Source organism: Mycolicibacter sinensis, from assembly GCF_001667375.1.
Taxonomy (GTDB): domain Bacteria; phylum Actinomycetota; class Actinomycetes; order Mycobacteriales; family Mycobacteriaceae; genus Mycobacterium; species Mycobacterium sinense_A.
The window spans coordinates 1-21903 of the sequence record NZ_LZIN01000087.1 but is presented as its reverse complement, the minus strand read 5'-3'; the positions used below and the strand labels follow the sequence as shown (position 1 = coordinate 21903).

Here is a 21903-nt window from a genome sequence, read left to right as displayed (position 1 = left end):
TACAAGCGGTTATGACGTTTCCGCAGACCACCCCGCGTTCCGTGCTCGTCTGGCACGTGCACGGCTCGTGGATGGATGCCTTCGTTGCGGGTGCGCACCGCTACCTCCTTCCGGTCAACGCTCCCCGCGATCCGGATGGGCGCGGACTCAGCGGCCGCGACTGGCCGCGGGCGTCCGAGATCCCGGCGGGCCGACTGCACGACCAGGACATCGACCTGGTGGTGCTGCAACGCCCGCACGAGCTGGAGCTGGCCGCCCGGCTGCTGGGCCGCCGGCCCGGCGTCGATGTCCCCGCGGTGTACGTCGAGCACAACGCGCCGCGGCCGTTCGTGGTGGAGAGCCGGCACCCGATCGCCGACCGCGACGACATCCCGCTGATCCACGTCACCGATTTCAACCGGCTGATGTGGGACAACGGCCGCGCCCCGACCATGGTCATCGACCATGGCATCGCCGACCCGGGACACCTCTATACCGGCGACATCGCGGCGGCGGGCACCTTGATCAACGAACCGGTGCGGCGGTGGCGCACGGTCGGGGCCGACCTGCTGGGAGCGTTCGGGCAATCCGTGCCGGTCGACGTTTGGGGGATCGGGACCGAAGAGCTCAACGACGCGGCGCACCGCTGCGCCGGCGTCACCGGCCACGGCGATCTGCGCACCGGGCCGCTGATGAAGGAACTGGCGCATCGGCGCGTCTACCTGCACACCGCCCGCTGGACGTCGCTGGGCCTGTCGTTGCTGGAAGCCATGTTCCTGGGCATGCCCGTGGTGGCGGTGGCCTCCACCATGGCGCCGCTGGTGGTGCCGCCGGAGGCAGGCGTGGTCAGCGCCGACGTCGACACCCTGCGGACAGCGCTGAGCGGGCTGCTCGCCGACCGTTACCTGGCCGAGGTGGTCGGCAAGGCGGCCCGCGACTACGCGACGGAACATTTCGGGCTCGAACGGTTCCTCAGCGACTGGGACCAGGTGATCGAGGCGCAGTGCGCTTGAGCATCGTCAGTATCAGGGGAGGATCGCGATGAGGATCGCAATGGTTTCCGAACACGCCAGCCCGCTGGCTGCGCTGGGCGGCGCCGATGCCGGCGGCCAGAACGTTCACGTCGCCGAGTTGTCGGCGGCGCTCGCTCGCCGCGGCCACCGCGTCGAGGTCTACACCCGCCGTGACGATCCCGACCTGCCCGAGCGGGTCGAGACCGAGCAGGGTTACACGGTGGTGCACGTGCCCGCCGGGCCGCCGCGGTATCTGCCCAAAGACGAACTGCTGCAGTACATGGAGACGTTCGGGCGGTATCTGGGTGAGCGGTGGGACGTGGAGCGCCCGGACATCGCGCACGCGCACTTCTGGATGTCGGGGATCGCCGCCCAGTTGGCGGCCAAGCGCCGCCGGGTACCGACGGTCCAGACGTTTCACGCGCTGGGTGTGGTCAAGCAGCGACACCAGGGCCACCGCGACACCAGTCCCGCCGAACGGCTGCGGCTGGAGACGCGGGTGGCGCGCGAGGCGACCTGGGTGACGGCCGGCTGCAGCGACGAGGTGTTCGAGTTGATGCGCCTCGGGCGGGACCGGTTGCGGATCTCGGTGGTGCCGTGCGGCGTTGACGTGGACCGGTTTTCGCCGGACGGTCCGACGGCGCCGCGGTCGGCGCGGCGCCGCATCGTCGCGGTCGGCAGGTTCGTGCCCCGCAAGGGTTTTGACACCGTGATCGAGGCGCTGACCACCGTCCCGGCCGCCGAGCTGGTGATCGCCGGCGGCCCCGACCGTGCCGAACTCGACACCGTCCCGGAGGCCTGCCGGTTGCGCAAGCTGGCCGCCGACCTCGGGGTGGCGGAACGGGTTTCGCTTTACGGGTCGGTGGCCCGCGAGGATATGCCGGCGCTGCTGCGCTCGGCGGACGTGGTGACGTGTACCCCGTGGTACGAACCGTTCGGGATCGTGCCGTTGGAGGCGATGGCTTGCGGCGTGCCGGTGGTGGCGTCGGCGGTGGGCGGCATGCTCGACACCGTGGTCCACGACGCGACCGGCCTGCTGATACCGCCGAAGGATCCGCGCGCCTGCGCGAACGCGGTCAGTGCCATCCTGCGGGATCGGCGCGCCGCGTCCGCGTTCGGCGCCGCCGGCCGGGAACGCGCCCGTTCGAGGTATTCCTGGGACCGCATCGCCACCGACACGATGCGGGTGTATGACCGGCTGCTGCCGGCAACGGCGCCGGCCCGTTCCGCGGCCAGGGCGTCGGGTTCCGGGTAACCGCCGGAATTTACGAATGTGTAACTCCTGAGAGCCATTTGAGGATTCTCGATTTCCGCTCCAGCAGCGGGCGCGGGCACGAAACTGTTGCCCCGCCTGACTGAATGGAGGACCATGGATTCACCGGACGGCGACCTTGGGCGGAGTGAAGAGATGGCGGGGACGGCCCGCAATGACATCATGTGCGATGTGGCGGGGCTGGTTCACACGCTAGATCAGCGGCCACACGTCGACGCGGACGGAGCGCTCGATGAGTTGCTCGCAAACCTGCTCGGGCATATGCCCTGCGCCCAGCACGCCGGCGTCACCCTGACGACGTCGAGCGGCGAGGTGCAGACGTTGTCGGCGACCGGGGAGTACGCGGCTGCTCTCGATGAGATTCAGCGCCGGCTGCGGGAGGGGCCGTGCCTGACTGCGGCATGGAAGCACCCCCTCGTTCGCCTGGATGACATCTTGGTAGAGACGCGCTGGCCGGCTTACTGCCGGGAGGTGGCCGAAAACTCCCCGATCCGATCCGTCCTGGCGCTCGAATTGTTCACCGGCAAGACCAGCGCCGGAGTCTTGAACTTCTACGCCGAATCGCCCGGCGCCTTCGACGACGATGCGGTGGAGCTGGGTCTGACCCTGGCCACCCACGCCGCGCTGGCCTGGCACATGATCCGCCGCGACGAGCAGTTCCGCAGCGCGCTGGCGTCCCGCGACGTCATCGGCCAGGCCAAAGGGATGCTTATGGAGCGGTTCGACATCGGCGCGGTCCGCGCCTTCGAACTGCTCAAGCGGCTGTCGCAGAATATGAACATGCCGCTCGCCGAGGTGGCCCACCAGGTGGTCGGCCGGCAGCGAGCCGGTCAGTGAACGCCCTCTCGGCGCAACCGGCGCTCCATACCCGGAGGCGAGGTAGCACTCGAAGCCGGCAGGTTATAGCTGGTTCTCCGGTCCCACCACCGCCCACACCGTCTTGCCGCGGGGGGTGGGGCTGCTGCCCCAGGCGCGCGACAGTGCGCCGACCACGGCCAGGCCGGACGTGTAGCCCGCGCCGCCGGTGGGGGTTTCACGGCGCACCGCCGGGGCGTCGTCGGTGTCCTCCACTGCGATGGTGACCGCGGAACCGGCGCTTTCCAGCCGGACTACTGGTCGGCTTCCGGTGTGGTGAAGCACGTTTTCCACCAGCACATCGACGATCACCTTGGCGGTCGGGATCAGCTGGTTCAGCGACCAGTTGCTCAGCCACTCGGCCACGAAGTCGCGGGAGCGGCGCAGGCTGCTCGTGAGAGGCGGCAGCTCCAGGCGAACCCGGCGGCGCGGGGGCTTGTCGGTTACGAGCGAAGCCAGCGCGCTGTCGACGTCGGGATGGACCGGGACGTAGCGGGTCACACCGGTGTGGGTGATCCGCGCCGCCGCGTCCGGTTCGGGGCAGATCAGCAGGACCGGGATATCGGGCCAGGTACTCACGTGCCAGCGCGCGCTGGTGAACACCGCCCACCCCGAGGGCACCGGCACCGCCAGACCGCTGACGTCGACCAGCACGGCCTGTGGCTCATCCAGCGCCGCCTTGATCACGCTGTCGCGCATTTCGAGATAGGTGCTGCTGTCCAGCGTGCCGCGGGCACGCAACAGACACGCCTCACCCGCGGTGTCCGCCGACACCGTGAGCCGACTCGGCTCGCTATGCCGGGACCTCATCACGCCTCCCGTAGCTGGCCGCCGGCCGCGGATCCGGCTCCATCTCAAGGTCGTTGAAATCGCCTTTTGCGGCATCGCCGGGAACAGCGCGCAACCTGTGGTCGTGCTCCATTGCTCTCACCACGTTCAGAGGGCTACCCAATCCGACTGCGTCGGCAACCTTTATCTGCGGCGATGTCCAGCGTAGGCTTCGCGCCGCTGCTTCAGGTCACTGTTAAAAGCGTGTGGTCCAGATCGGACAGCACCTCGCTCGGCAACCTGCCGGTAAACGCCGCCAGGAACCGGGCCGCTAAATCACGCACCTTGATGTTGGTCTCCTGCGACCGCCACACCAGGATGTCGAAGGCCCGCGCGGCGGAGATGCCGTAAGCGACCATCAGCACACCTTTGGCCTGCTCGATCACCGCCCGCGACTCGGCGACCTCGGTAACCACGGCGCTGACGTCGGCTTGCAGCACATCGGTGACGTCGACATAGAAGCCGGCCGTACCGATCAGCTCACCGTCGTCATCGAGCATCCGGTCGCCGACCACGATCACCCAGTGCACCTGGCCGGCGGTGTCGACGATGCGGTGCCGGCTGCTGAACGGCTCGCCCTGCACGACCCGATCCAGCACCTCGGCGACCTGGGGGCGATCTTCGGGGTGCTTGTGCTGCAGCAGCAACTCGGTGTTGGGCTCCACTGTGCCTGGCTCGTAGCCGTGCATCCGGGCCACCGTGTCCGACCACTCCCAGCGCTGCTCGCCGAGAAAGTAGCGAAACCGGCCGACCCGCTGCGGCTCGCCGTGGCCTACCACGAGGTCGAGGTCATTGTGGACCTCGTCGTCATCGCCTATCGGCGCCGTGAACTGAGCGTTGACATCCCCGACCACGCATACCCGCTTTCTCGTACTTACACAGTATGAGCTGATTCCACCGGCCGGCGGGGCAAACCGCGGTCAGGAATCGCAGGAATGAATGCACGGACGATCCGGACCGGCGCTACTTCCTGAACGCCCGAGCTTCGTAACTATCCACAATCTAGCTACTCCGCGCAACTGCGTTGGTGTTTTGCCCACGGCACCGTCGGGTACGCGCTGGGACACGGGCGGTGTTGTTCGAGCAAACGGACCGCCGCTCGGTGACGACTCGACGGAAAGGAGTCTGAAGTGAAGTTCTCAACGACTGCGGCCAAGACGGCCGCCGGTGCAGCCGGAATTGCCGCACTGAGTGTTTTCGCCGCGACCACCGCCATGGCCGAGCCGGCGATCCAACCGTTCGGTACGCCCGAACAGCTCCACGACGGAGCGATGGCAACGTCGTACACGGTCAGCAACCTGGGACCAGCCAACGTGGTGATTCCCGGGTACCAGCCCCACGGCAAGCTGTATCAGGCCGACGTGACCGCGCGTGCGGACCAGGGGACGGTGACCCCGTTGGTGAACGACTTCAACGCTCGGGCCGCCAGCAGCACCACCTACCACGTGGTGAACACCGTGCCGGTGCCCGGCGGCATCCCGCCGACGCCGATCGCCCAGGGCGACCAGGCCCACGGCAAGATCTACTTCGACGTCACCGGCCCGGCGCCGGATGGAGTGGTCTACAACGACGGCGTCCAGGATGTGCTGATCTGGACGAGCAAGGCTTGACCCCGAGCCGCGATGGGCCCGATTGCGATCGGGCCCATTTCGGCGTGCGCCCCGGCCCTGCGCTGAAGCGGGTGCTGATCACCGGCGGGGCCGGGTTTCTCGGCAGCCGGCTGTGCCTGGCGCTGCTCGGCGAAGGCGCCCAGCGGATCTGGTGCGTCGATGACCGGACCACCGCGTCGGAAGCCAATCTTTCTGTAGTGCAGGGGCTTTCGGCTATCGAGTTTGTCGAGGCCGATATCTCGGACGGATTCGCCGACCCCGGACGGTTCGGGCCGCTGGACGCGGTGTTTCATCTGGCCTCGGCGGCATCCCCGCCGGACTACCTGCGCATGCCGATAGCGACCCTGCGGGCCGGCGCGCAGGGCACCGCGGCCGCCCTCGCCATCGCCGAGGCATCCCGTGCCCGCTTCGTGCTGGCCTCCACCAGCGAGGTCTATGGCGATCCGCTGGTTCATCCGCAGCCCGAAACCTACTGGGGCAACGTGAATCCCATCGGATTGCGTAGTGTCTACGACGAAGCTAAGCGGTTCGCTGAAGCGCTGACCTTCGCCTACCGCCGGGCCCGGTCCGCCGATGTCGGGGTGGCCCGGATCTTCAACAGCTACGGCCCGGGAATGCGACTGGATGACGGCCGGATGGTGCCGACGTTCTGCGGTCAGGCGTTGCGAGGCGAGCCGATCACGGTCGCCGGCAGCGGCCGGCAGACCCGGTCGCTGTGCTACGTCGATGACACGATCGCCGGACTGATTGCGCTGGCCGCCTGCGACGTCACCGGCCCGGTCAACATCGGCAGTCCGCATGAGCTGACCGTGCTGGAGGTCGCCGAATTGATTCGCGGGCGGTCCGGCAGTGTCTCACCGATCCGGCATATCGCCGCGGCGGAAGACGACCCGCAGCGGCGCTGCCCCGACATCCGGCGTGCGCGCGAATCGCTGGGCTGGGCGCCCAAGGTCGGTGCTGCGGAAGGTTTGGATGCCACGATCGCCTGGTTCCGTCCCCAGATCGACGTCACCGCAACGGTTTAGCCGACCCTGCTCAACCGCCGTTTAGCACCGGTGCTGGTGGGTATTTCCTGGGCTAGCAAAGCGGTTCTTGCGGTCGGGGGGTGGTTCTGGTGCGGGTGCTTGGCGTCAACGCGGTCTTTCACGACCCCGCCGCCGCCCTGGTCGTCGACGGCCGGATCATCGCGGCGGCCGAAGAGGAGCGGTTCACCCGGCGCAAGCACGGCAAGCAGGCGGTGGCGTTCTCCACCTGGGAACTGCCGGTGCACGCCGCCCGGTGGTGTCTGGAGCAGGGCGGGATCGCAGCGGCGGCGCAGGAGATCGGCGTGACCAGCAACCAGGAGCAGTTCTTCGCCTTCTGGGAGTCCGAGATCGCGCCGGAGCTGGCGGCGTGAGCGCAACCGCGAAAGTACCGGGGGCGCAGCGTTATCTACCCGACAAGCGGGCGCTGGGCGCATTGCGGGACGCCGCCGCGGGGTGTCGCGGCTGCGAGCTGTACCGCGATGCCACCCAGACCGTGTTCGGTGAAGGCCGCCGTGGCGCACCGCTGATGCTGGTCGGTGAGCAACCCGGTGATCAGGAGGACCGTCAGGGCCATCCGTTCGTGGGGCCGGCCGGCCGGCTGCTGGACCGTGCGATACACGACGCGGGAATCGACCCGGAATTGGTCTATGCGACCAACGCGGTCAAGCATTTCAAGTTCACCCGCCGGGAGGGCAAGCGCCGGATTCACCAGAAGCCCGGCCGCACCGAGGTGGTGGCGTGCCGACCCTGGCTGATCGCCGAGATCGAGGCGGTGCGCCCGCAACTCGTGGTCTGCCTGGGTGCCACCGCCGCGCAGTCGTTGCTGGGTACCGCATTCCGGATCTCCACCGGGCGCGGCCAGCTGCTGCGGCTGCCGGACGCGGCGGGAGTGCGCAGCCGGGCCCGGGTGCTGGCCACCGTCCATCCCTCGGCGGTGCTGCGGGACCGCACGGACCGGCGCGAGGCCTACCGCGGTTTCGTCGACGACCTGCGGCTGGCCGGCGCTGCTGTGACAGGAGAGAGCAGAGCCGTGGTGTGACGGCGCTGTTTGACGACGGCGATGACGGGTAACCGTGAGCCGACAGAAGATCGTGTGCCGATAGAAGGAGCGCACCATGCCGAAAACCGCGGATTTCATCATCGACCGGTTACGCCAGTGGGGGATCCACCGGATCTTCGGATATCCCGGTGACGGCATCCTCTCCATGCTCGGCGCACTGGACCGGGCTAACGGCGACCCGGAGCTGATCCAGCCCCGGCACGAGGAGATGGGCGCGTTCATGGCGACCGGGCACGCCAAATTCACCGGCGAACTCGCCTGTTGTCTGGCCACCTCCGGCGGCGGCGCGATCCACCTGCTCAACGGGCTCTACGACGCGAAACTCGACCACCAGCCGGTGGTCGCCATCGTCGGTCAGCAGAAGCGGATGTCGCTGGGCGCGGCGTTCCAGCAGGAGATCGACCCGATGTCGCTGTACAAAGACGTCTCGTCGGACTTCATCCAAACCTGCATGGCGCCTGTGCAAGCCCGGCACCTGGTGGACCGGGCGTGCAAGGTGGCGCTGACGAATCGGACGGTGGCCACCATCATCCTGCCGGAAGACGTCGCCGAGGAAGAAGCGGTGCCCTCGCCGCCGCGGATGCACGGCGCGGTGTACAGCAGCGTCGGCTGGAGCCGGTCGCGGATGTTGCCGGCGAAGCCCGAACTGCAGAAGGCCGCCGACATCCTCAACGACGCCAAGAAGGTGGCGATCCTGATCGGCGCCGGCGCCGCCGACGCCTCCGATGAAGTGGTGCAGGTCGCCGAGTTGCTGGGCGCCGGAGTGGCCAAGACCGCCCTGGGACGGGCCGCGCTGCCCGATGACCTGCCCTATGTCACCGGTCCGATCGGGCTGCTCGGCTCCACCGCCAGCGAAGCGATGATGTCCGGCGCCGACACCTTGTTCATGATCGGCTCCAGCTTCCCCTACTCCGAATGGCTGCCCAAGGAAGGGCAGTGCCGCGGGGTGGAGATCAACCACGACGGCCGGATGATCGGCGTGCGGTACCCGATGGACGCGAATCTGATCGGCGACTCCAAAGACACCCTCCAAGAGCTGATCCCGCTGCTCAAGCGCAAAGACGACCGGTCCTGGCGCGAGAAGATCGAAAGCGAAGTGCAGGAGTGGTGGCGGGTGCTCGACAAGCGGGCCCACGACAAGGCCAACCCGCTCAACCCCGAGCTGGTGGTGCACGAGCTGTCCAAGCGGCTGCCCGACAACTCCGTCATCACCTGCGATGCCGGCTCGGTGGCCAACTGGTGGGCGCGGCATCTGCGGCTGCGGCCGGGGATGGCCGCCTCACTGGCCGGCAACCTCGCCACCATGGGGCCCGGCACGCCGTATGCGATCGCCGCCAAGCTGGCCCATCCGGGTCGCCCGGTGATCGCGCTGGTGGGCGACGGGGTGTTCCAGATGAACGGCCTGGCCGAGATGATCACCGTGAAGCGCTACAAGGAGCGGCTGTCCAAGGGCCCGCTGATCTTCTGCGTGTTCAACAACCAGGACCTCAACCAGGTCACCTTCGAGCAGCGGGCGATGGGCGGGGAGAAGAAATTCGAAGGCTCCCAATACATCCCGGACGTGCCGTACGCCGAGTTCGCCAAAATGCTCGGGCTGACCGGTATCCGCTGCGATGACCCGAAGGACATCGGCAACGCCTGGGACCAGGCGCTGTCGGCCACCACCCCGGTGGTGCTGGAAGTGGTCGTCGACCCCGACGTCGCACCGGTGCCGCCGCAGATCCGGATGGACATCGCGAAGAACACCGCCAAGGCGATGATCAAGGATCCCGACCGGGTCAGCATCGCCACCAAGGGCGCCAAGCAGAAGATGCACGAGTTCACCGAGTCGGCCAAGCAGACGGTGCGAGACCTGCGCGACAAGGACGACTAATGAGCCTGCTCGGCCACCGGCACACCGAGCAGATTCCCGCCCGACCGGACACCCGGTTCGTCGCTGGGATGGCGGCGGTAGACCGGCTCAACGTGATCGGCCTGGAAAAGCAGTTGCGCCGCCACGTTCGAGGCGATGCGGGAATTCAAGTCGATCTGGGATCCGATGTGGAAAATGAACCCCGGCAAGGTCATCGACGCCTACCGGGAGGAGAAGCACTCCACCCGGAGCCGGGCCCGGCTGCTGTTCGGGATGCTGCGCGGCGAGGTGATTCAAGACGGCTGGCAGTCCAAAGAAGTCGCCGACGCGCTGGATCTGTGCCTGGCCTGCAAAGGCTGCACCAACGACTGCCCGGTCAACGTCGACATCCCGACCTACAAGTCGGAGTTCCTCTATCACCACTACCGCTCATTGCGCCGGTGGCGGCCTCGCTATGCCTACGCGTTCGGCTTCATCGATCAGGCCGCTTGGCTGGCCGCCAAGGTTCCCGAGCTGGCGAACTTCGCTACCCAGACGCCGGTGCTCTCGCGCCTCGCCAAATTCATCGGCGGGATCGAGCGGCAGCGGCCGTTGCCGACGTTCGCACCGATGACGTTGCAGCAGTGGTTCTTCCGGCGGCCGGTGGTCAACTCCGGCGGACCGCGGGTCATCCTGTTCCCCGACACCTTCAACAACCACCTGCACACCGATGTCGGTGTCGCCTGCGTAGAGGCCACCGAAGCGGCCGGATGGCAGGTGCTCATGCCGCGCGGTCACATCTGCTGCGGACGCCCGCTGTATGACTACGGCTTCCTGGACATCGCGAAACACTATCTGCTGGACGTGCTTTCCCAGCTGCGCGACGAGATCCGCAACGACACACCGGTGGTAGGGATGGAGCCGAGCTGCCTGGCGGTGTTCAAAGAAGAGCTGCCCAAACTGCTTCCGCACGACGACGACGCCGAACGGCTGGTGCGCAACAGCTATCATTTCGCGGAGTTCTTCGCCAAGTTCGACGTCGGGGTACCGCAGACCTCCGGGGTGCGGGCCCTGCTGTGGGGCCACTGCCATCAGCGAGCCACCGGCGGCGTCGACGCCGACCAGCAGGTGCTGCAGAAAATGGGTGTCGACGTCGAGCCGGTATCCGGGGGGTGCTGCGGGCTGGCCGGATCGTTCGGCTTCGAAGAGGGCAAGTATCAGATCTCGATGGACTGCGGTGAGCAGGCGTTGTTTCCGGCCATTCGCAAGAACCCGGACGCGACGGTGGTGGCCGACGGGTTCTCCTGCCAGACGCAGCTTTCCGACGCCCGCGCCGCCTCAGCGCTGCACCTGGGCCAGCTGATGGCCATGGCGCGGGAGTCCGCGGAGGTCGGCTCCGTCCGCCCGCCCGGGCGCCCGGCGCCCGGGATCTCGATGCGGGTCGTCCGGACCGCCGGGCCGGTGGTTTTCGCGGCTGGGATCGCGGCCGCAGCCGTCGGATTCAGGCGACGCGAAACTCCTCGAGGTCGGCCTGCTTGACAGTCAACCCGTGCCCGGGCGAGGCCCGGTCCGGGCGTAGTACCCCGCCGGGCTCCGGGCTGTTCACGCCGTCGAAGGCCAGCCCTTCGATCCGCACATGGTCGTGGAAGTATTCGAGATGGCGCAGATGCCACAGCGCCGTGCCGACCTGAGCGCTGATCTGCGGCGCGCAGTGCAGCGACAGGTCGATGCCGCGGGCGTCGCAGAGCGCTCCGACTTTGAGCACACCGGTGATGCCCAGTGCACGGGTGACGTCGGCCTGCAGGCAGTCCACCGCGCCGGCGGCCAACATCTGCTCGAAATACGGCAGGTGGTAACCGTATTCGCCGGCGGTGATGTCCATCCCCGGCGGACCGTTGCGACTCAGCTGGTGCAGGCCCTCGAGATCATCAGAGCTCACCGGCTCCTCGAACCACCGCACGTCGAAATCGGCGAAGCGATGAGCCCACCACAGGGCCTGCTTGCGGTGGTAGGCGCCGTTGGCGTCGACGAACAACTCGATCCCGTCGCCGATCGCCGCGCGGGCCGCTGACACCCGGTTGGCGTCGGCATCCGGGTCGCGCCCCACCTTCATCTTGACCCGGGGGATGCCGGCCTCCGCCCAGCCGCACAACTGCTTGCACAAGGTGTCGTTGTCATAGGAGGTGAACCCGCCGCTGCCGTAGATCGGGGTGGTGTCGTGGACGGCGCCCAAGGTGATGACCAGCGGCTCGTCCAGCAGCCGGGCCCGCAGGTCCCACAGCGCGATGTCAACCGCGGCGATCGCCGAGGCGACCACGCCCGGCTTGCCCAGGTTGCGCACCGCGTGCTGCATTCCGGCCCACCGGGCCGGCGGCTGCAACGCGTCCTCGCCGGTGATCACGTCGGTCAGCTTGGCTTCCACCACGGTGGCCACCGCCGTGCCGCCGTAGGTGTAGCCGGTTCCGACGATTCCCCCGGCGCGGACGCTGACCAGCACGAACGTGGTCGAGTCCCAGGTCAGGGTGCCGTCGGATTCGGGGGAGTCGGTGGGGATCGAGTAGGCCGAGACGTCGACGGATTCGATCGGGATCGCGGTGGCTGCGCGCAAAGTCATGGCTGGTGACTACCCGCGAGGCGAAAGGGGTATGCCCCGACGAAGGGCCGTGACACGTCTCGCGCACGAGCAACGGCGTTTGTCGGCGACGGTGGCCGGGTAAACCGGGTGCGTGAACCCCATCATCGCCACGTCCGCTACCAGGACCGATTTAGTGACTCCGCTCGGCGTCTATGCCCCGCAGCAGGATTCGCACCTGCTGATAGAGACGATTGAATCGTCGGGCCTGGCCCGCGCAAGCCGGGTGCTCGACCTGTGTACCGGCTCGGGGGTGGTGGCGATCGCGGCGGCCGAAATGGGCGCCGACAGCGTCACCGCGTTCGACATCTGTCCGCGCGCGGTGCGGTGCTCGCGGGACAATGCACGCGCCTCCGGGGTGGACGTGGAGATCCGGCACGGCCCGTGGACCGGCGCGTTGGGCTGCGACCCATTCGACCTGGTCGTCTCGAACCCGCCCTATGTGCCCAGTCCGCGCCACGGCAGCGCGATCCCGGCGGCCGGCGGCCCGGAGTGGTCGTGGAACGGCGGTGTCGACGGCCGGATCATCCTCGACCCGCTGTGCCGCTCAGCCGGCACGCTGTTACGCAGCGGTGGTTCCTTTCTGTTGGTCCAGTCCGCACTGGCCGACGCGGGCAGGTCGCTGAAAGTGCTGCGAGACGGCGGGTTGGACGCCGACATCGTGGCGTCCCGCTGGATTCCGTTCGGGCCGGTGCTCTCGGCCCGCGCCGGCTGGCTGGAACGAACCGGGCGGATGCCCCGCGGCTGCCGCGAAGAGCAGCTGGTGGTGATCCGGGCGGACAAACCATGACCGAACCGCGGCTGGTACGCCCGGTCCGCAACGGCCCGGTCCTGGTTCCCGGGCCGGTACGCATCGAGACAGCTGAGGGCGTCGTGGAATCGGATCGGTTCATGGTCGCCATCTGCGCCTGCGGGCGCAGCCGCAACTACCCGCTCTGCGACACCAGCCACCGGCGTCGCGAACCGTCGCGCCGCCACGTGGACGACGAGGTGGCCGAAACCGAGTAGGAGGGCGGTCCTGCGCTACTGGCCGCTGTCGTAGTCCTCGTCGGGGAGGGGAACGCTGGTCGCCTGATCGATCACGTCCGCAGGATTGGCCTCGAGGTCGTGGATGTTTTCCAGGTGTGCTGGATCCAGGCCGTGGTCCTCGTCGGAGGTGTCGATCAGCTGTTCGGCGAGATCGGCTTCCGGAACGCCCTCGGTCGGCGGCAGCCCGTCGGCGTTGGTCATCGGGACCCCTTTCGTTTCTGTCGTTTCTGCGCCTGCGTGCCCCGGTCCGGTTGCGCGGCGCGTTCGGCGGCGAGCAGGGCATAGTCCGACTTCAATCGGTCGTTATCGGACCGCAGCCGGTCGTTGTCCGAATCCAGCCTGCTGTTGTCCGACTCTAGCCGGGCGTTACGCGCTTCCAGGCCTAAGATCTCCCCGACACCCGCGACGTTGATTCCCAGGCCGATCAGCTCCCCGATCCGCTGCAGCCGGGCGAGATCGTCATCGCTGTAGCGCCGCGTCCCACCGGCGGTGCGCGCCGGGGTGAGCAGGCCGCGACTCTCATAGAGCCGCAAGGTCTGCGGCCCGATACCGGACAACTCAGCGGCCACGGAGATGCTGTATACCCCGAGCCCGGATCGGGCACTCATGTCGTCGGTCAACGTACGTCGCTTCCACTCGTCGATAGATCCTCTTGCGCAAACCTACCATCAGTGCTATATAAAAATCTATGACGGCGGACATAGATGATCTGCCGCAGTTCAAGGAGGTGGAGATGATGTTGATGCGTACCGATCCGTTCCGTGATCTCGACCGCTGGACTCAGCAGGTCCTGGGCACCGCGGCTCGGCCGGCGGTGATGCCCATGGACGCTTGGCGCGACGGAGATCAGTTCATCGTCGAGTTCGACCTGCCGGGAGTAAAGGAGGACTCCCTGGACCTCGACGTCGAGCGCAACGTGCTGACCGTGCACGCCGAACGGCCCGGCCTCGATCAGAGCCGCGAGATGGTGTCGGCGGAACGGCCGCGCGGCGTATTCAGCCGCCAGCTGTTCCTGGGCGACAACCTCGATGCCGAGCAGATCCAGGCCAGCTACCAGGACGGGGTGCTTCGGCTGACCATCCCGGTTGCGGAGAAGGCGAAGCCGCGCCGGATCAAGGTCGCCAGCGGACACGGCGAGCGGGCCATCAACGCCTGAATGCGAGGGGCCGGGAGGCGGCCTGCATGGTGAAGGAGGTGAGCAGCATGACCACCGACACTTTGACCGCGGAGGTGCTGGACGATGCGGAGTGCATCGTGCGCGCCGAATGGCTGCGACTGCTCAGCGCCGCAATCCCGGAGCACTGCGCCGCGGTTCCCGCCGAAATGCCCGTCGCCCGGCCCCGACCCCCGCAGCTCGCCATTCGTAGCGCCAGGCTTGACCGGCGTGGCGCGCCACCGCCGGCCTCCCGGTCGCACCGGTGGGCCACCAGGCGGCGTAACAGCCGGGTGTGGCCCACGCAGCGGTCGCCTCCGGGACGCCGCCCGCCTTGTCCGCTCGCACCTGGGAGGTGATAGCCCTACCCTGACACCGGATTCCGGCGTGGTCCCGCTGCCTTCTGCTCTCCCGGCAGCGGGGCCCCGCCGGTCTAGAACCCTTCAGTTGCTGAGCGAGCGTGGTGGCATGATGAGCGAGAGCTTTGATCCCTACGACGTGCTGGGAGTGATGTCTTCGGCCACTCCAGCTCAGATCAGCCACGCCTTCCGCACCAAGGTGCGCGCCCTGCACCCGGACACCGGATCTGCGCGTTCGCCTCTTTCCGATGATGCGGAGGCACAGTTGCAGCAGCTGCTGCGCGCATACGACGCGTTGCGTCAGGGCGGCCGCCGAAACGCCGAGGCCAATCCACCCCGGCCAAGGCATCCCACGGCGGATCCGGCAGGGCCGGTGAAGATCCCGGTCACTTACCGACGCCCGGCGGAACCCGAATCTCGAGCCGGCCTGTGGGCCGGGCCGGTGCGTCGGCACCGCTGACTGGACTACCCGCGTCGGCGGGTCACTTCTGCAGGGTGTACTGGTGCACGCTGGTGTAGCCGTCGCGGAACAGCTTGACGCAGCCGTTGAGGTATTTGTCGTAGCGGTCATAGACCGCTTCGGACTGGGCGGCGATCGCCTTGTCTTTGTTGGCCGTCAGGGCCGCGGCCCAATCCTGAAGAGTGCGCACGTAGTTGGGTCCGATCTCGTGGATGCGCGCGACGGTGAATCCGGCTTCGGTCGCGCGGTCGGCGACCATGGAGACCGTCGGTAGCTGACCGCCGGGGAAGATCTCGGTCATGATGAACTTGTTGAACCGAACCAGGCTCATGGTCAGCGGAAGACCCAGCCGTTGCGCGTCGTCCTGGGTGATCGCGGTGATGGTGTGCAGCAGCATCGCCCCGTCGGAAGGCAGAACGCGGTAGGCCATCTTGAAGAATTCGGGGTAACGCGCGTGCCCGAAGTGTTCGAAGGCGCCGATGGAGACGATGCGATCGACCGGCTCGTCGAATTCTTCCCAGCCCTGCAGACGCACCTCCACGGCGCGCCGGGTGGGTATCTCGGCCAGCTCGGCGATGGCGTATTCGCGTTGCCGCTCACTGAGTGTCAGACCGATGACGTTGACGTCGAATTCTTCCAGCGCGCGCCGCATCCCGCCGCCCCAGCCGCAGCCGACGTCCAGCAGCGTCATGCCCGGCTGCAGTCCCAGCTTTCCCAGGGCGAGATCGAACTTGGCGTTCTGGGCCTCATCGCGGGTGGTCTCCGGATGCTGGTAATAGCCGCAGGTATATCCCATCGTGGGACCTAAAAACAGCTCGAAGAACTCATTCGAGATGTCGTAGATCGATTGCAGTTCCGCGTACCTGGGTTCCAACTCAGACATCAGTTCTTTACGTTACACCGACACCCTGCAGCCCACGAGGATCTCACCCCGCGGTGTCAATTTCCGCTCCCGCGTGCCGATGTCCAGGGTTCCGTGCGGCAGCAGCGGCAGGATTCGCTGCACGGTGGGGATGAACAGGGCCTCGCTCGCGGCGTCGAGATCCGCGGTCACCGAGAGGAACTCCAGGGCCCAACGGGTCTGCCCGCAAGGTTCCCATCACGCCGGATCCCTCATCCGCAGATGTGCCTGCACGGTGGTACCGGTTACCGCGCTGTGGATGCGTACCAGATCCGCGGTCGCGTTGACGACGAACAGCCCGCGTCCCTGGTGGTCGTCGTGCGTGAGCGGCCATCGGCCGGCCATCGGGTCCGCCAGGTAGCCGGAGTCGCGCACCTGGCAGATCAACTGGCCGTCGGACTCCCAGAGTGCCACGGTGCAGGGGCCACTCCCGTGCTGCAGGCTATTGGATGCCAGCTCATTGACGATCAGTTGCAGATCGGCGATATCGGCGGCGGAAAAACCGAACCAGCGGGCGTATTTGGCGGCAAACGCCCGGGCGGCCGACAGATCGGCGAGCCGGTTCAGGGTGTAGCTCGCCGCCGTCGGGCTGCTGGGCAGCGGCTCGTTGTAGCGGGCCCAAGCCGCCCCGGGGGAGAATGCCACGCTGGTTCGCTCCGGATGCCCGGCACCGTCCAGGCGCGGGTGGGTGATCTCCGCATCGAGGAGGATGTCGGAGCCCAGTTGCGTTGCGTCGTAAGGGCACAGCAGCGTGATGTCCCGGCCGGTGAATGCCTGGTTGGCCAGCGCCTCATGTTGAACGCAGGCCGGATACTCCTGCTCGGACCGGTCCTTCCAGACCGGCTCACCGACCATCCGCACCCGCCCGGACGGGTGACCGGCGGCGAACATGCCCAGCACCCCCCCAAGGATGTGCCCGGGGTTGCGTCCCGCTTGGCTCATGTCCACCAGCGTCACGCCCTCGGCGATCCCACCGGGGAGGCCATCGCGCAGCAATGAGAGGTTGGGCTCTGGCACAGCCACCAGGACGGGAAACCCGGCGCCAACGCTGTCGGCGACGAACGAGCATAAGGAATCCAGGTATTCGCGCGGTGATCGGTAGAACAGCGCGATATGACTGAAAATACCGCGGTCGTCGTCGACCGTGCCGATCATCGCATGTGCCCCCGTTGTCAGCCGTGAGCGGGCCGCAGAACTGGGCCAGCCTAACGCGACCGCCCGCCATTGGAAGGGTAAGCGACCGTTAGCTCACCGCGCGCGGGCAAGGCGCCGAGCGGTACTGATCAATACCAGTAGCGCCGGCCCGCGACCGGACGACCGACAGCGCCCAGGATCCACAGTGCTGCGCCGATAACCAGCAGAATGATTCCGATCGTCCACAAGACATTGATCTTGAAAACGAGGGCCAGAATAAGCAGGATCACTCCGAGCGCGATCATCACCAATCCCTTCTCTAAACAACCGTACTGAATACACCTGACGAAGAGGGCTGCGGCAAACGGCAATCGGTCACAACCGGGTTGTACCCGGCATAGTTCAACGGGCCCGCCAGCGTGGTAACAGCGATGGTTCCGGCAGTGGCACAACTGGTTTGACCACCGCGGAAATAGTCACGTTGCCAGGCTGCGACGACGCCGATAAGCAGCCATATCAGCACAATCGCCCCGGCTAACCCACCGAACCGCATCCGTCCCTCCATTCACCTGTATCCCGATCAATTCCCGCTTGGCTCGCTGTTGAAACCTGTCCGCACGGGGATGTTTGGCCCCGGCAGCAACGGGGTACTGCGGCCGAGTTGGACGGAAAAATGACAGGACGGAGCGCAGTTGATGTTGCTGGGCAGCGGCGAAACGGGCCTGCGGGCGGGTAGTCACGCGGAGTGGATCGGCGAGGCCGGCGACCTTGTCGACCACCTGGTGCGCAACGTCGCGCACGGCCGGTTCGAGAGGTCGTTGTCGGCGATGACGGCGGTGGCGGCGGTGGTGACGACCGCCGAGATCTATCTCGAGCATTACAAGGCCGGCTTCGGCAACAAGTGGATGTGGAGCCCGGTGCTGGTCACGCCGCCGGTGGTGGTGGCAGGCATCGGCGGTGTGTTCTCCCGCCGCTGGGCCAAACGCTGGTTGCCGTTGACCGCCGGGATCTACGCCGCCAACGGCCTGCTGGGTGAGTACCTGCACGCTCGCGGGGTGGCCCGCAAGCCCGGCGGCTGGAAGAACGCGTCCTACAACGTTCCGATGGGTCCGCCCATCGCGGCGCCCGGCCTGATGGCGATGGTGGGCGGGATGGGCCTGTTGGCCGCGGTGCTTCGTCGCGAGCGGTGAGCTGCCCATGGCCGACACCTCCCTTCCCGACCACCTACCCAACCTGCGAGCGGATCGTCAGCCGCCACATCCGTCCTGGCTGCCTCGCCAGCGCCGCGGCACCACACCGCAGATGATCGGGCGCTACCCGGATTTCGATGTGCTCGAGTCCCGAGACAGCTGGGATGAGGCCACCAGAAAAGTGGTGCTGGACCGGCTGGAGCCGCCGGGGCCGCTGCGGTTCTTCACCGCCGCCGAGGAGCCCACCCTGCGGGCGTTCTGCGACATCGTGCTGGCCCAAGACGCTGAGCCCCGGGTGCCGGTGGCCGAGTTCATCGACGCCAAACTGGCCGACGGCCAACTCGACGGCTATCAGTACGCCGACATGCCCGACGACCGCGACACCTGGCGGCTGGTGCTGCAGGGGCTGGACGAGGCCGCCCGGGGCCGGTACGGCCGGGCCTCGTTCGCCGACGCCGAGGTGGCCACCCAACTGGCGGTGGTCAACCAGTTCTCCCGCGGCTGGTTGCAAGAAGGCGCCTTCGCCCAGCTGAACTCGAGCCGGGCCTGGTCGGTGTGTATGCGGATGGCGTTGTCGGCGTTCTACTCACACCCGTGGGCGTGGAACGAGATCGGATTCGGCGGGCCGGCGTACCCGCGCGGCTTCATGCGGCTGGGCGGCCCCAGCGGACCGTCTGCGGTGCGCGAACCGTTCGAGACGCCGGGTGCAACCGACAAAGACCCGGTAGAGCTGGTGCAGGAAGAGGATTCGTAGTGGGCGATTTCTGGCGCGGCCTGCTCAAGGGGTCGCTGGGCCCACCCGCCAATGACTCACGGTTCCTCCTCGATGTGCATTCGCGGCAGTTGCCCGGCGAGAAGACGATGCGCCGATATGCGACCGACGATGAGGTCGACCTGGTGGTCGTCGGCGCGGGCGCCGGGGGATCGGTGCTGGCGCAACGGCTGGCCCGGGCCGGCTGGCGCATCGTGATCATCGAGGCGGGCCCGTTCTGGCATCCCGACAGCGACTGGGTCTCCGATGAAGCCGGCTCACATTCGCTGTACTGGACGCAGAAGCGCATCATCGGTGGGGATGACCCGATCGAGTTGGGCAAGAACAACTCCGGGCGCGGCGTCGGCGGCTCGATGGTGCACTATGCCGGCTACTGCCCGCGTTTCCACCCCAGCGACCTACGCACGCGCAGCCTCGACGGCGTCGGGGTGGACTGGCCGATCGACTACGAGGACATCCGCCGGCACTACGAAGTGCTCGAGGCCGAACTGCCGGTGGCGGGACAGAACTGGCCGTGGGGCTATCCGCACCGCTACCCGGCCTCGCCGCACCCGATCTCCGGTGCCGCGTCGAAGCTGTGGGAAGGCGCCCGCAACTTGGGGATCGAGATGCGGGTCGGCCCGGTCGGAATCGTCAACGGCACCTTCGGGAACCGGCCGCACTGCATCTACCGGGGCTACTGTCTGCAGGGCTGCAAGGTCAACGCCAAGGCCAGCCCCTACGTCACCCATCTGCCCGATGCGCTGGCACATGGCGTGGAGATCCGGGCGGACAGCATGGCGTCCCGCGTCGAACTCGACGACACCGGCGCCGCGCGCGGTGTCGTCTACTTCGACAGCCACGGCAGCGAGCACCTGCAGCGAGCCAAAGTCGTTGCGGTCGCCGGATACTCCATCGAAACGCCACGGCTGCTGCTCAATTCGACCAGCGCCCGGTTTCCGCACGGGCTGGGCAACAATGCCGATCAGGTCGGGCGCTACGTCATGGTCCAGGGCGCCTCCCAGACCGCGGGCCGATGGCCAGAAGAACTGCGGATGTACAAGGCGCCGCCGCCGCAGGTGAGCAGCGAGCAATTCTACGAAACCGACGCCGCCCGCGGATTCGCCCGTGGCTTCTCCATCCAGACGGTGTCACCGCTGCCGATCGGCTGGTCCGAGCACGTGCTCGCCGACGGGCACTGGGGGCGGGCGCTGCGCGAATACATGCGTGACTACAACCACTGGAGCACGATCGGCGTGCTCAATGAGCTGCTGCCGCGGCCCGACAACCGGATCACGCTGGCTGACGAAACCGATTGCTACGGCATACCGGTAGCCCGGATGGACTACAGCCTTTGCGACAACGACAAGGCGAACATGGAGTACTCCACCAAAGTGATCACGGACATCCTGTATGCGGCCGGCGCGCAGGATGTGCTCACCATCCAGCGCTATGCCCATCTGATCGGGGGCGCCCGGATGGGCACCGCCCCGGAGAATTCCGTCGTCGATTCCGACCATCGGGTGTGGGGGGTGCCCAACCTGTTCCTCGCCGACGGCTCGGTGTGCCCGACCCAGGGGTCGGCCAACCCGGCCCTTACCATCATGGCGCTGGCCTCTCGGCTCGCGGAGCGGCTTGCCGGAAAGCGCCTCTTGCAGAAGGGAAGCCCGTCATGACACAGACCGTCGTCGTCACCGGGGCCAGCGCCGGGATCGGTCGGGCCGTCGCGCAACAGTTCGGTGCGCGCGGGGCCAACGTGGCCCTGCTGGCCCGGGGCGAAGCCGGATTGCGGGGCGCGGCAAGCGATGTCAAGGAAGCCGGTGGAACTGCGCTGCCCATTCCCACCGACGTCGCCGACTATGCGGCGGTGGAAGCCGCCGCCGACCGTGTCGAAGCCGAACTCGGCCCGATCGACATCTGGGTCAACGTCGCCTTCACATCGGTGTTCGCGCCGTTCAGCGAGATCCGGCCCGCGGAGTTCAAACGGGTGACCGAGGTCAGCTACCTCGGCTTCGTCTACGGCACCATGGTGGCGTTGGCGCGGATGAAGCCCCGCGACCGCGGCGCCGTCGTGCAGGTCGGCTCGGCGCTGGGGGAGCGCTCGATTCCGCTGCAATCGGCGTATTGCGGGGCCAAGCACGCGGTCAACGGCTTCACCGAATCGGTGCGCTGCGAGCTGCTGCACGAAGGCTCGAAGGTCAACATCACGATCGTTCAGATGCCGGCGGTCAACACCCCCCAGTTCTCCTGGGTGCTGTCCCGGCTGCCTCGCCACCCGCAGCCGGTGCCGCCGATCTACCAGCCGCAGCTGGTCGCCCGGGCCGTGTTGCGTGCCGCCGACCACCCTCGGCACAAGCAGTACTGGGTGGGGGAGAGCACCGTCGCCACCTTGCTGGCGCAGAAGGTCGCCGCACCGCTGCTGGACCGCTACCTGGCCCGTACCGGCTACGACTCACAGCAGACCAGCGAATACATCGACGGCACCGCGGTGCAGAACCTGTGGGAGCCGATGGATGCCGCCACCGATCACGGCGCGCAGGGCGTGTTCAACGGCTCCTCGCATGCGCACAGCCCGCAGATCTGGGCGTCCGGGCACGCCGGGCTGGTGGCCGGGGCGGCCACCGCACTGGGCGTGGCCGGAGCCGGTGTGCTGGCCGCCGCACGGCGGCGTTGATTCTCACCGTTTCCTTAATTGCCGGTGCCGGATCGGGCCGGTTTTCTGTCGGTGGGTCGCACTAGTGTGCGATTTATGGGCAGGGACGTGTTCGCGGATCGGGACACCATCATGGAGTGTCTCGATGAGCAGGAGGCGATTAATGC

The 21903-nt window shown here is 67.5% G+C and carries 26 protein-coding genes and 1 pseudogene; 17 read left to right on the top strand and 10 right to left on the bottom strand.

What is annotated here, in order from left to right:
• Positions 1-11 precede the first annotated feature (11 nt).
• The 3 genes from A5771_RS17940 (at position 12) to A5771_RS17930 (ending at position 3102) form a co-directional block, all read left to right on the top strand.
• The gene (locus A5771_RS17940; protein WP_064856544.1) at positions 12-992 is read left to right on the top strand and encodes a glycosyltransferase; all 981 of its coding nucleotides are present in this window, start codon (positions 12-14) and stop codon (positions 990-992) included.
• A gap of 28 nt (positions 993-1020) precedes the next feature.
• A complete protein-coding gene (locus tag A5771_RS17935) occupies positions 1021-2247 on the top strand; it encodes a glycosyltransferase (RefSeq protein ID WP_064856543.1) in 1227 nt (408 codons plus the stop codon).
• Between the two features lie 114 nt (positions 2248-2361).
• Positions 2362-3102 (top strand): GAF and ANTAR domain-containing protein, encoded by a 741-nt coding sequence (locus tag A5771_RS17930; protein ID WP_234783104.1) that lies wholly within the window; start codon positions 2362-2364, stop codon positions 3100-3102.
• 63 nt (positions 3103-3165) lie between these two features.
• Here the strand turns inward: A5771_RS17930 and A5771_RS17925 are convergent, their stop codons facing one another.
• Both A5771_RS17925 and A5771_RS17920 read right to left on the bottom strand, forming a co-directional pair.
• On the bottom strand, positions 3166-3930 hold the full coding sequence (locus A5771_RS17925) for an STAS domain-containing protein (RefSeq protein WP_064856541.1): 765 nt from the start codon (positions 3928-3930) through the stop codon (positions 3166-3168).
• A gap of 203 nt (positions 3931-4133) precedes the next feature.
• Positions 4134-4802: a PAS and ANTAR domain-containing protein gene (locus A5771_RS17920; RefSeq protein WP_064856540.1), complete on the bottom strand. Its 669-nt coding sequence runs from the start codon at positions 4800-4802 to the stop codon at positions 4134-4136.
• A 276-nt stretch (positions 4803-5078) separates the two neighbouring features.
• Here A5771_RS17920 and A5771_RS17915 point away from each other — a divergent pair, with 276 nt between their 5' ends.
• From A5771_RS17915 to A5771_RS17890, 6 genes and pseudogenes are all read left to right on the top strand, one after another.
• On the top strand, positions 5079-5558 hold the full coding sequence (locus A5771_RS17915; RefSeq protein ID WP_064856539.1) for an MPT63 family protein: 480 nt from the start codon (positions 5079-5081) through the stop codon (positions 5556-5558).
• Between the two features lie 44 nt (positions 5559-5602).
• The gene (locus A5771_RS17910) at positions 5603-6583 is read left to right on the top strand and encodes an NAD-dependent epimerase/dehydratase family protein (RefSeq protein ID WP_234783103.1); all 981 of its coding nucleotides are present in this window, start codon (positions 5603-5605) and stop codon (positions 6581-6583) included.
• An 89-nt stretch (positions 6584-6672) separates the two neighbouring features.
• Positions 6673-6867 (top strand): annotated as a pseudogene (locus A5771_RS22175) (carbamoyltransferase N-terminal domain-containing protein); the annotation flags it as partial.
• Between the two features lie 83 nt (positions 6868-6950).
• A complete protein-coding gene (locus A5771_RS17900) occupies positions 6951-7622 on the top strand; it encodes a UdgX family uracil-DNA binding protein (RefSeq protein WP_064856537.1) in 672 nt (223 codons plus the stop codon).
• 76 nt (positions 7623-7698) lie between these two features.
• Positions 7699-9516 carry a thiamine pyrophosphate-requiring protein gene (locus A5771_RS17895; RefSeq protein ID WP_064856536.1) on the top strand — a complete coding sequence of 606 codons (1818 nt, stop codon included), beginning with the start codon at positions 7699-7701 and terminating at the stop codon, positions 9514-9516.
• 135 nt (positions 9517-9651) lie between these two features.
• Positions 9652-11013, top strand: coding sequence for a (Fe-S)-binding protein (locus A5771_RS17890; protein WP_064856535.1), 1362 nt, complete (start codon positions 9652-9654; stop codon positions 11011-11013).
• Here A5771_RS17890 and A5771_RS17885 read toward each other — a convergent pair.
• Positions 10976-12088 carry an enolase C-terminal domain-like protein gene (locus A5771_RS17885; protein ID WP_064856534.1) on the bottom strand — a complete coding sequence of 371 codons (1113 nt, stop codon included), beginning with the start codon at positions 12086-12088 and terminating at the stop codon, positions 10976-10978. The two genes, A5771_RS17890 and A5771_RS17885, sit on opposite strands and share 38 nt — an antisense overlap.
• A 154-nt stretch (positions 12089-12242) precedes the next feature.
• Here A5771_RS17885 and A5771_RS17880 point away from each other — a divergent pair, with 154 nt between their 5' ends.
• Together A5771_RS17880 and A5771_RS17875 are read left to right on the top strand one after the other, a co-directional pair.
• Entirely contained in the window at positions 12243-12896 is a 654-nt protein-coding gene (locus A5771_RS17880; protein WP_109401195.1) for a HemK2/MTQ2 family protein methyltransferase, read from the top strand.
• Positions 12893-13114 (top strand): CDGSH iron-sulfur domain-containing protein, encoded by a 222-nt coding sequence (locus A5771_RS17875; RefSeq protein WP_064856533.1) that lies wholly within the window; start codon positions 12893-12895, stop codon positions 13112-13114. The genes A5771_RS17880 and A5771_RS17875 overlap by 4 nt, the downstream gene beginning before the upstream one ends.
• A gap of 15 nt (positions 13115-13129) precedes the next feature.
• On the opposite strand, the gene A5771_RS17870 is transcribed toward A5771_RS17875, so the two are convergent.
• Both A5771_RS17870 and A5771_RS17865 read right to left on the bottom strand, forming a co-directional pair.
• Positions 13130-13336 (bottom strand): hypothetical protein, encoded by a 207-nt coding sequence (locus A5771_RS17870; protein WP_064856532.1) that lies wholly within the window; start codon positions 13334-13336, stop codon positions 13130-13132.
• Positions 13333-13743: a MerR family transcriptional regulator gene (locus tag A5771_RS17865; protein WP_064856531.1), complete on the bottom strand. Its 411-nt coding sequence runs from the start codon at positions 13741-13743 to the stop codon at positions 13333-13335. Before A5771_RS17865 ends, A5771_RS17870 begins: the two co-directional genes overlap by 4 nt.
• A 125-nt stretch (positions 13744-13868) precedes the next feature.
• Here A5771_RS17865 and A5771_RS17860 point away from each other — a divergent pair, with 125 nt between their 5' ends.
• Together A5771_RS17860 and A5771_RS22170 are read left to right on the top strand one after the other, a co-directional pair.
• Positions 13869-14291 (top strand): Hsp20/alpha crystallin family protein, encoded by a 423-nt coding sequence (locus A5771_RS17860; RefSeq protein ID WP_064856571.1) that lies wholly within the window; start codon positions 13869-13871, stop codon positions 14289-14291.
• Positions 14292-14735: 444 nt separating this feature from the next.
• Positions 14736-15107 (top strand): J domain-containing protein, encoded by a 372-nt coding sequence (locus A5771_RS22170; protein WP_234783102.1) that lies wholly within the window; start codon positions 14736-14738, stop codon positions 15105-15107.
• Positions 15108-15129: 22 nt separating this feature from the next.
• On the opposite strand, the gene A5771_RS17850 is transcribed toward A5771_RS22170, so the two are convergent.
• The 5 genes from A5771_RS17850 to A5771_RS24145 all read right to left on the bottom strand — a co-directional run bounded on the left by A5771_RS17850 (position 15130) and on the right by A5771_RS24145 (position 17707).
• On the bottom strand, positions 15130-15990 hold the full coding sequence (locus A5771_RS17850) for a cyclopropane mycolic acid synthase family methyltransferase (RefSeq protein ID WP_064856529.1): 861 nt from the start codon (positions 15988-15990) through the stop codon (positions 15130-15132).
• Positions 15991-16002: 12 nt separating this feature from the next.
• Positions 16003-16161 (bottom strand): hypothetical protein, encoded by a 159-nt coding sequence (locus A5771_RS23470; RefSeq protein WP_165606079.1) that lies wholly within the window; start codon positions 16159-16161, stop codon positions 16003-16005.
• Positions 16162-16206: 45 nt separating this feature from the next.
• Positions 16207-17163, bottom strand: coding sequence for an anti-sigma factor RsbA family regulatory protein (locus A5771_RS17845; RefSeq protein WP_064856528.1), 957 nt, complete (start codon positions 17161-17163; stop codon positions 16207-16209).
• Between the two features lie 128 nt (positions 17164-17291).
• Positions 17292-17447, bottom strand: coding sequence for a DUF6131 family protein (locus A5771_RS23465; RefSeq protein ID WP_165606078.1), 156 nt, complete (start codon positions 17445-17447; stop codon positions 17292-17294).
• 14 nt (positions 17448-17461) lie between these two features.
• Positions 17462-17707 (bottom strand): hypothetical protein, encoded by a 246-nt coding sequence (locus A5771_RS24145; RefSeq protein ID WP_082947306.1) that lies wholly within the window; start codon positions 17705-17707, stop codon positions 17462-17464.
• 127 nt (positions 17708-17834) lie between these two features.
• Between A5771_RS24145 and A5771_RS17840 the strand changes: the two genes are divergently transcribed.
• Genes A5771_RS17840 through A5771_RS17825 form a run of 4 tightly spaced genes read left to right on the top strand, consistent with a single transcriptional unit; the run spans position 17835 to position 21757 of the window.
• The gene (locus tag A5771_RS17840) at positions 17835-18332 is read left to right on the top strand and encodes a hypothetical protein (RefSeq protein WP_064856527.1); all 498 of its coding nucleotides are present in this window, start codon (positions 17835-17837) and stop codon (positions 18330-18332) included.
• 7 nt (positions 18333-18339) lie between these two features.
• The gene (locus A5771_RS17835) at positions 18340-19086 is read left to right on the top strand and encodes a gluconate 2-dehydrogenase subunit 3 family protein (RefSeq protein ID WP_064856526.1); all 747 of its coding nucleotides are present in this window, start codon (positions 18340-18342) and stop codon (positions 19084-19086) included.
• A complete protein-coding gene (locus tag A5771_RS17830; RefSeq protein WP_064856525.1) occupies positions 19086-20759 on the top strand; it encodes a GMC family oxidoreductase in 1674 nt (557 codons plus the stop codon). The genes A5771_RS17835 and A5771_RS17830 overlap by 1 nt, the downstream gene beginning before the upstream one ends.
• Positions 20756-21757 carry an SDR family oxidoreductase gene (locus A5771_RS17825; RefSeq protein WP_064856524.1) on the top strand — a complete coding sequence of 334 codons (1002 nt, stop codon included), beginning with the start codon at positions 20756-20758 and terminating at the stop codon, positions 21755-21757. The genes A5771_RS17830 and A5771_RS17825 overlap by 4 nt, the downstream gene beginning before the upstream one ends.
• Positions 21758-21903: the final 146 nt, after the last annotated feature.

What these genes read in the sequence shown, in the direction of transcription:
- A5771_RS17825 (WP_064856524.1), top strand. Translation starts at nt 20,756, where the DNA reads ATGACACAGACCGTCGTCGTCACCGGGGCCAGCGCCGGGATCGGTCGG.
- A5771_RS17875 (WP_064856533.1), top strand. Translation starts at nt 12,893, where the DNA reads ATGACCGAACCGCGGCTGGTACGCCCGGTCCGCAACGGCCCGGTCCTG.
- A5771_RS23465 (WP_165606078.1), bottom strand. Translation starts at nt 17,447, where the DNA reads ATGATCGCGCTCGGAGTGATCCTGCTTATTCTGGCCCTCGTTTTCAAG.
- A5771_RS17835 (WP_064856526.1), top strand. Translation starts at nt 18,340, where the DNA reads ATGGCCGACACCTCCCTTCCCGACCACCTACCCAACCTGCGAGCGGAT.
- A5771_RS17850 (WP_064856529.1), bottom strand. Translation starts at nt 15,990, where the DNA reads ATGTCTGAGTTGGAACCCAGGTACGCGGAACTGCAATCGATCTACGAC.
- A5771_RS17865 (WP_064856531.1), bottom strand. Translation starts at nt 13,743, where the DNA reads ATGAGTGCCCGATCCGGGCTCGGGGTATACAGCATCTCCGTGGCCGCT.
- A5771_RS17925 (WP_064856541.1), bottom strand. Translation starts at nt 3,930, where the DNA reads ATGAGGTCCCGGCATAGCGAGCCGAGTCGGCTCACGGTGTCGGCGGAC.
- A5771_RS17845 (WP_064856528.1), bottom strand. Translation starts at nt 17,163, where the DNA reads ATGATCGGCACGGTCGACGACGACCGCGGTATTTTCAGTCATATCGCG.
- A5771_RS17895 (WP_064856536.1), top strand. Translation starts at nt 7,699, where the DNA reads ATGCCGAAAACCGCGGATTTCATCATCGACCGGTTACGCCAGTGGGGG.
- A5771_RS17935 (WP_064856543.1), top strand. Translation starts at nt 1,021, where the DNA reads ATGAGGATCGCAATGGTTTCCGAACACGCCAGCCCGCTGGCTGCGCTG.
- A5771_RS17940 (WP_064856544.1), top strand. Translation starts at nt 12, where the DNA reads ATGACGTTTCCGCAGACCACCCCGCGTTCCGTGCTCGTCTGGCACGTG.
- A5771_RS17930 (WP_234783104.1), top strand. Translation starts at nt 2,362, where the DNA reads ATGGATTCACCGGACGGCGACCTTGGGCGGAGTGAAGAGATGGCGGGG.
- A5771_RS17890 (WP_064856535.1), top strand. Translation starts at nt 9,652, where the DNA reads ATGCGGGAATTCAAGTCGATCTGGGATCCGATGTGGAAAATGAACCCC.
- A5771_RS17860 (WP_064856571.1), top strand. Translation starts at nt 13,869, where the DNA reads ATGATGTTGATGCGTACCGATCCGTTCCGTGATCTCGACCGCTGGACT.
- A5771_RS24145 (WP_082947306.1), bottom strand. Translation starts at nt 17,707, where the DNA reads ATGGAGGGACGGATGCGGTTCGGTGGGTTAGCCGGGGCGATTGTGCTG.
- A5771_RS17870 (WP_064856532.1), bottom strand. Translation starts at nt 13,336, where the DNA reads ATGACCAACGCCGACGGGCTGCCGCCGACCGAGGGCGTTCCGGAAGCC.
- A5771_RS17885 (WP_064856534.1), bottom strand. Translation starts at nt 12,088, where the DNA reads ATGACTTTGCGCGCAGCCACCGCGATCCCGATCGAATCCGTCGACGTC.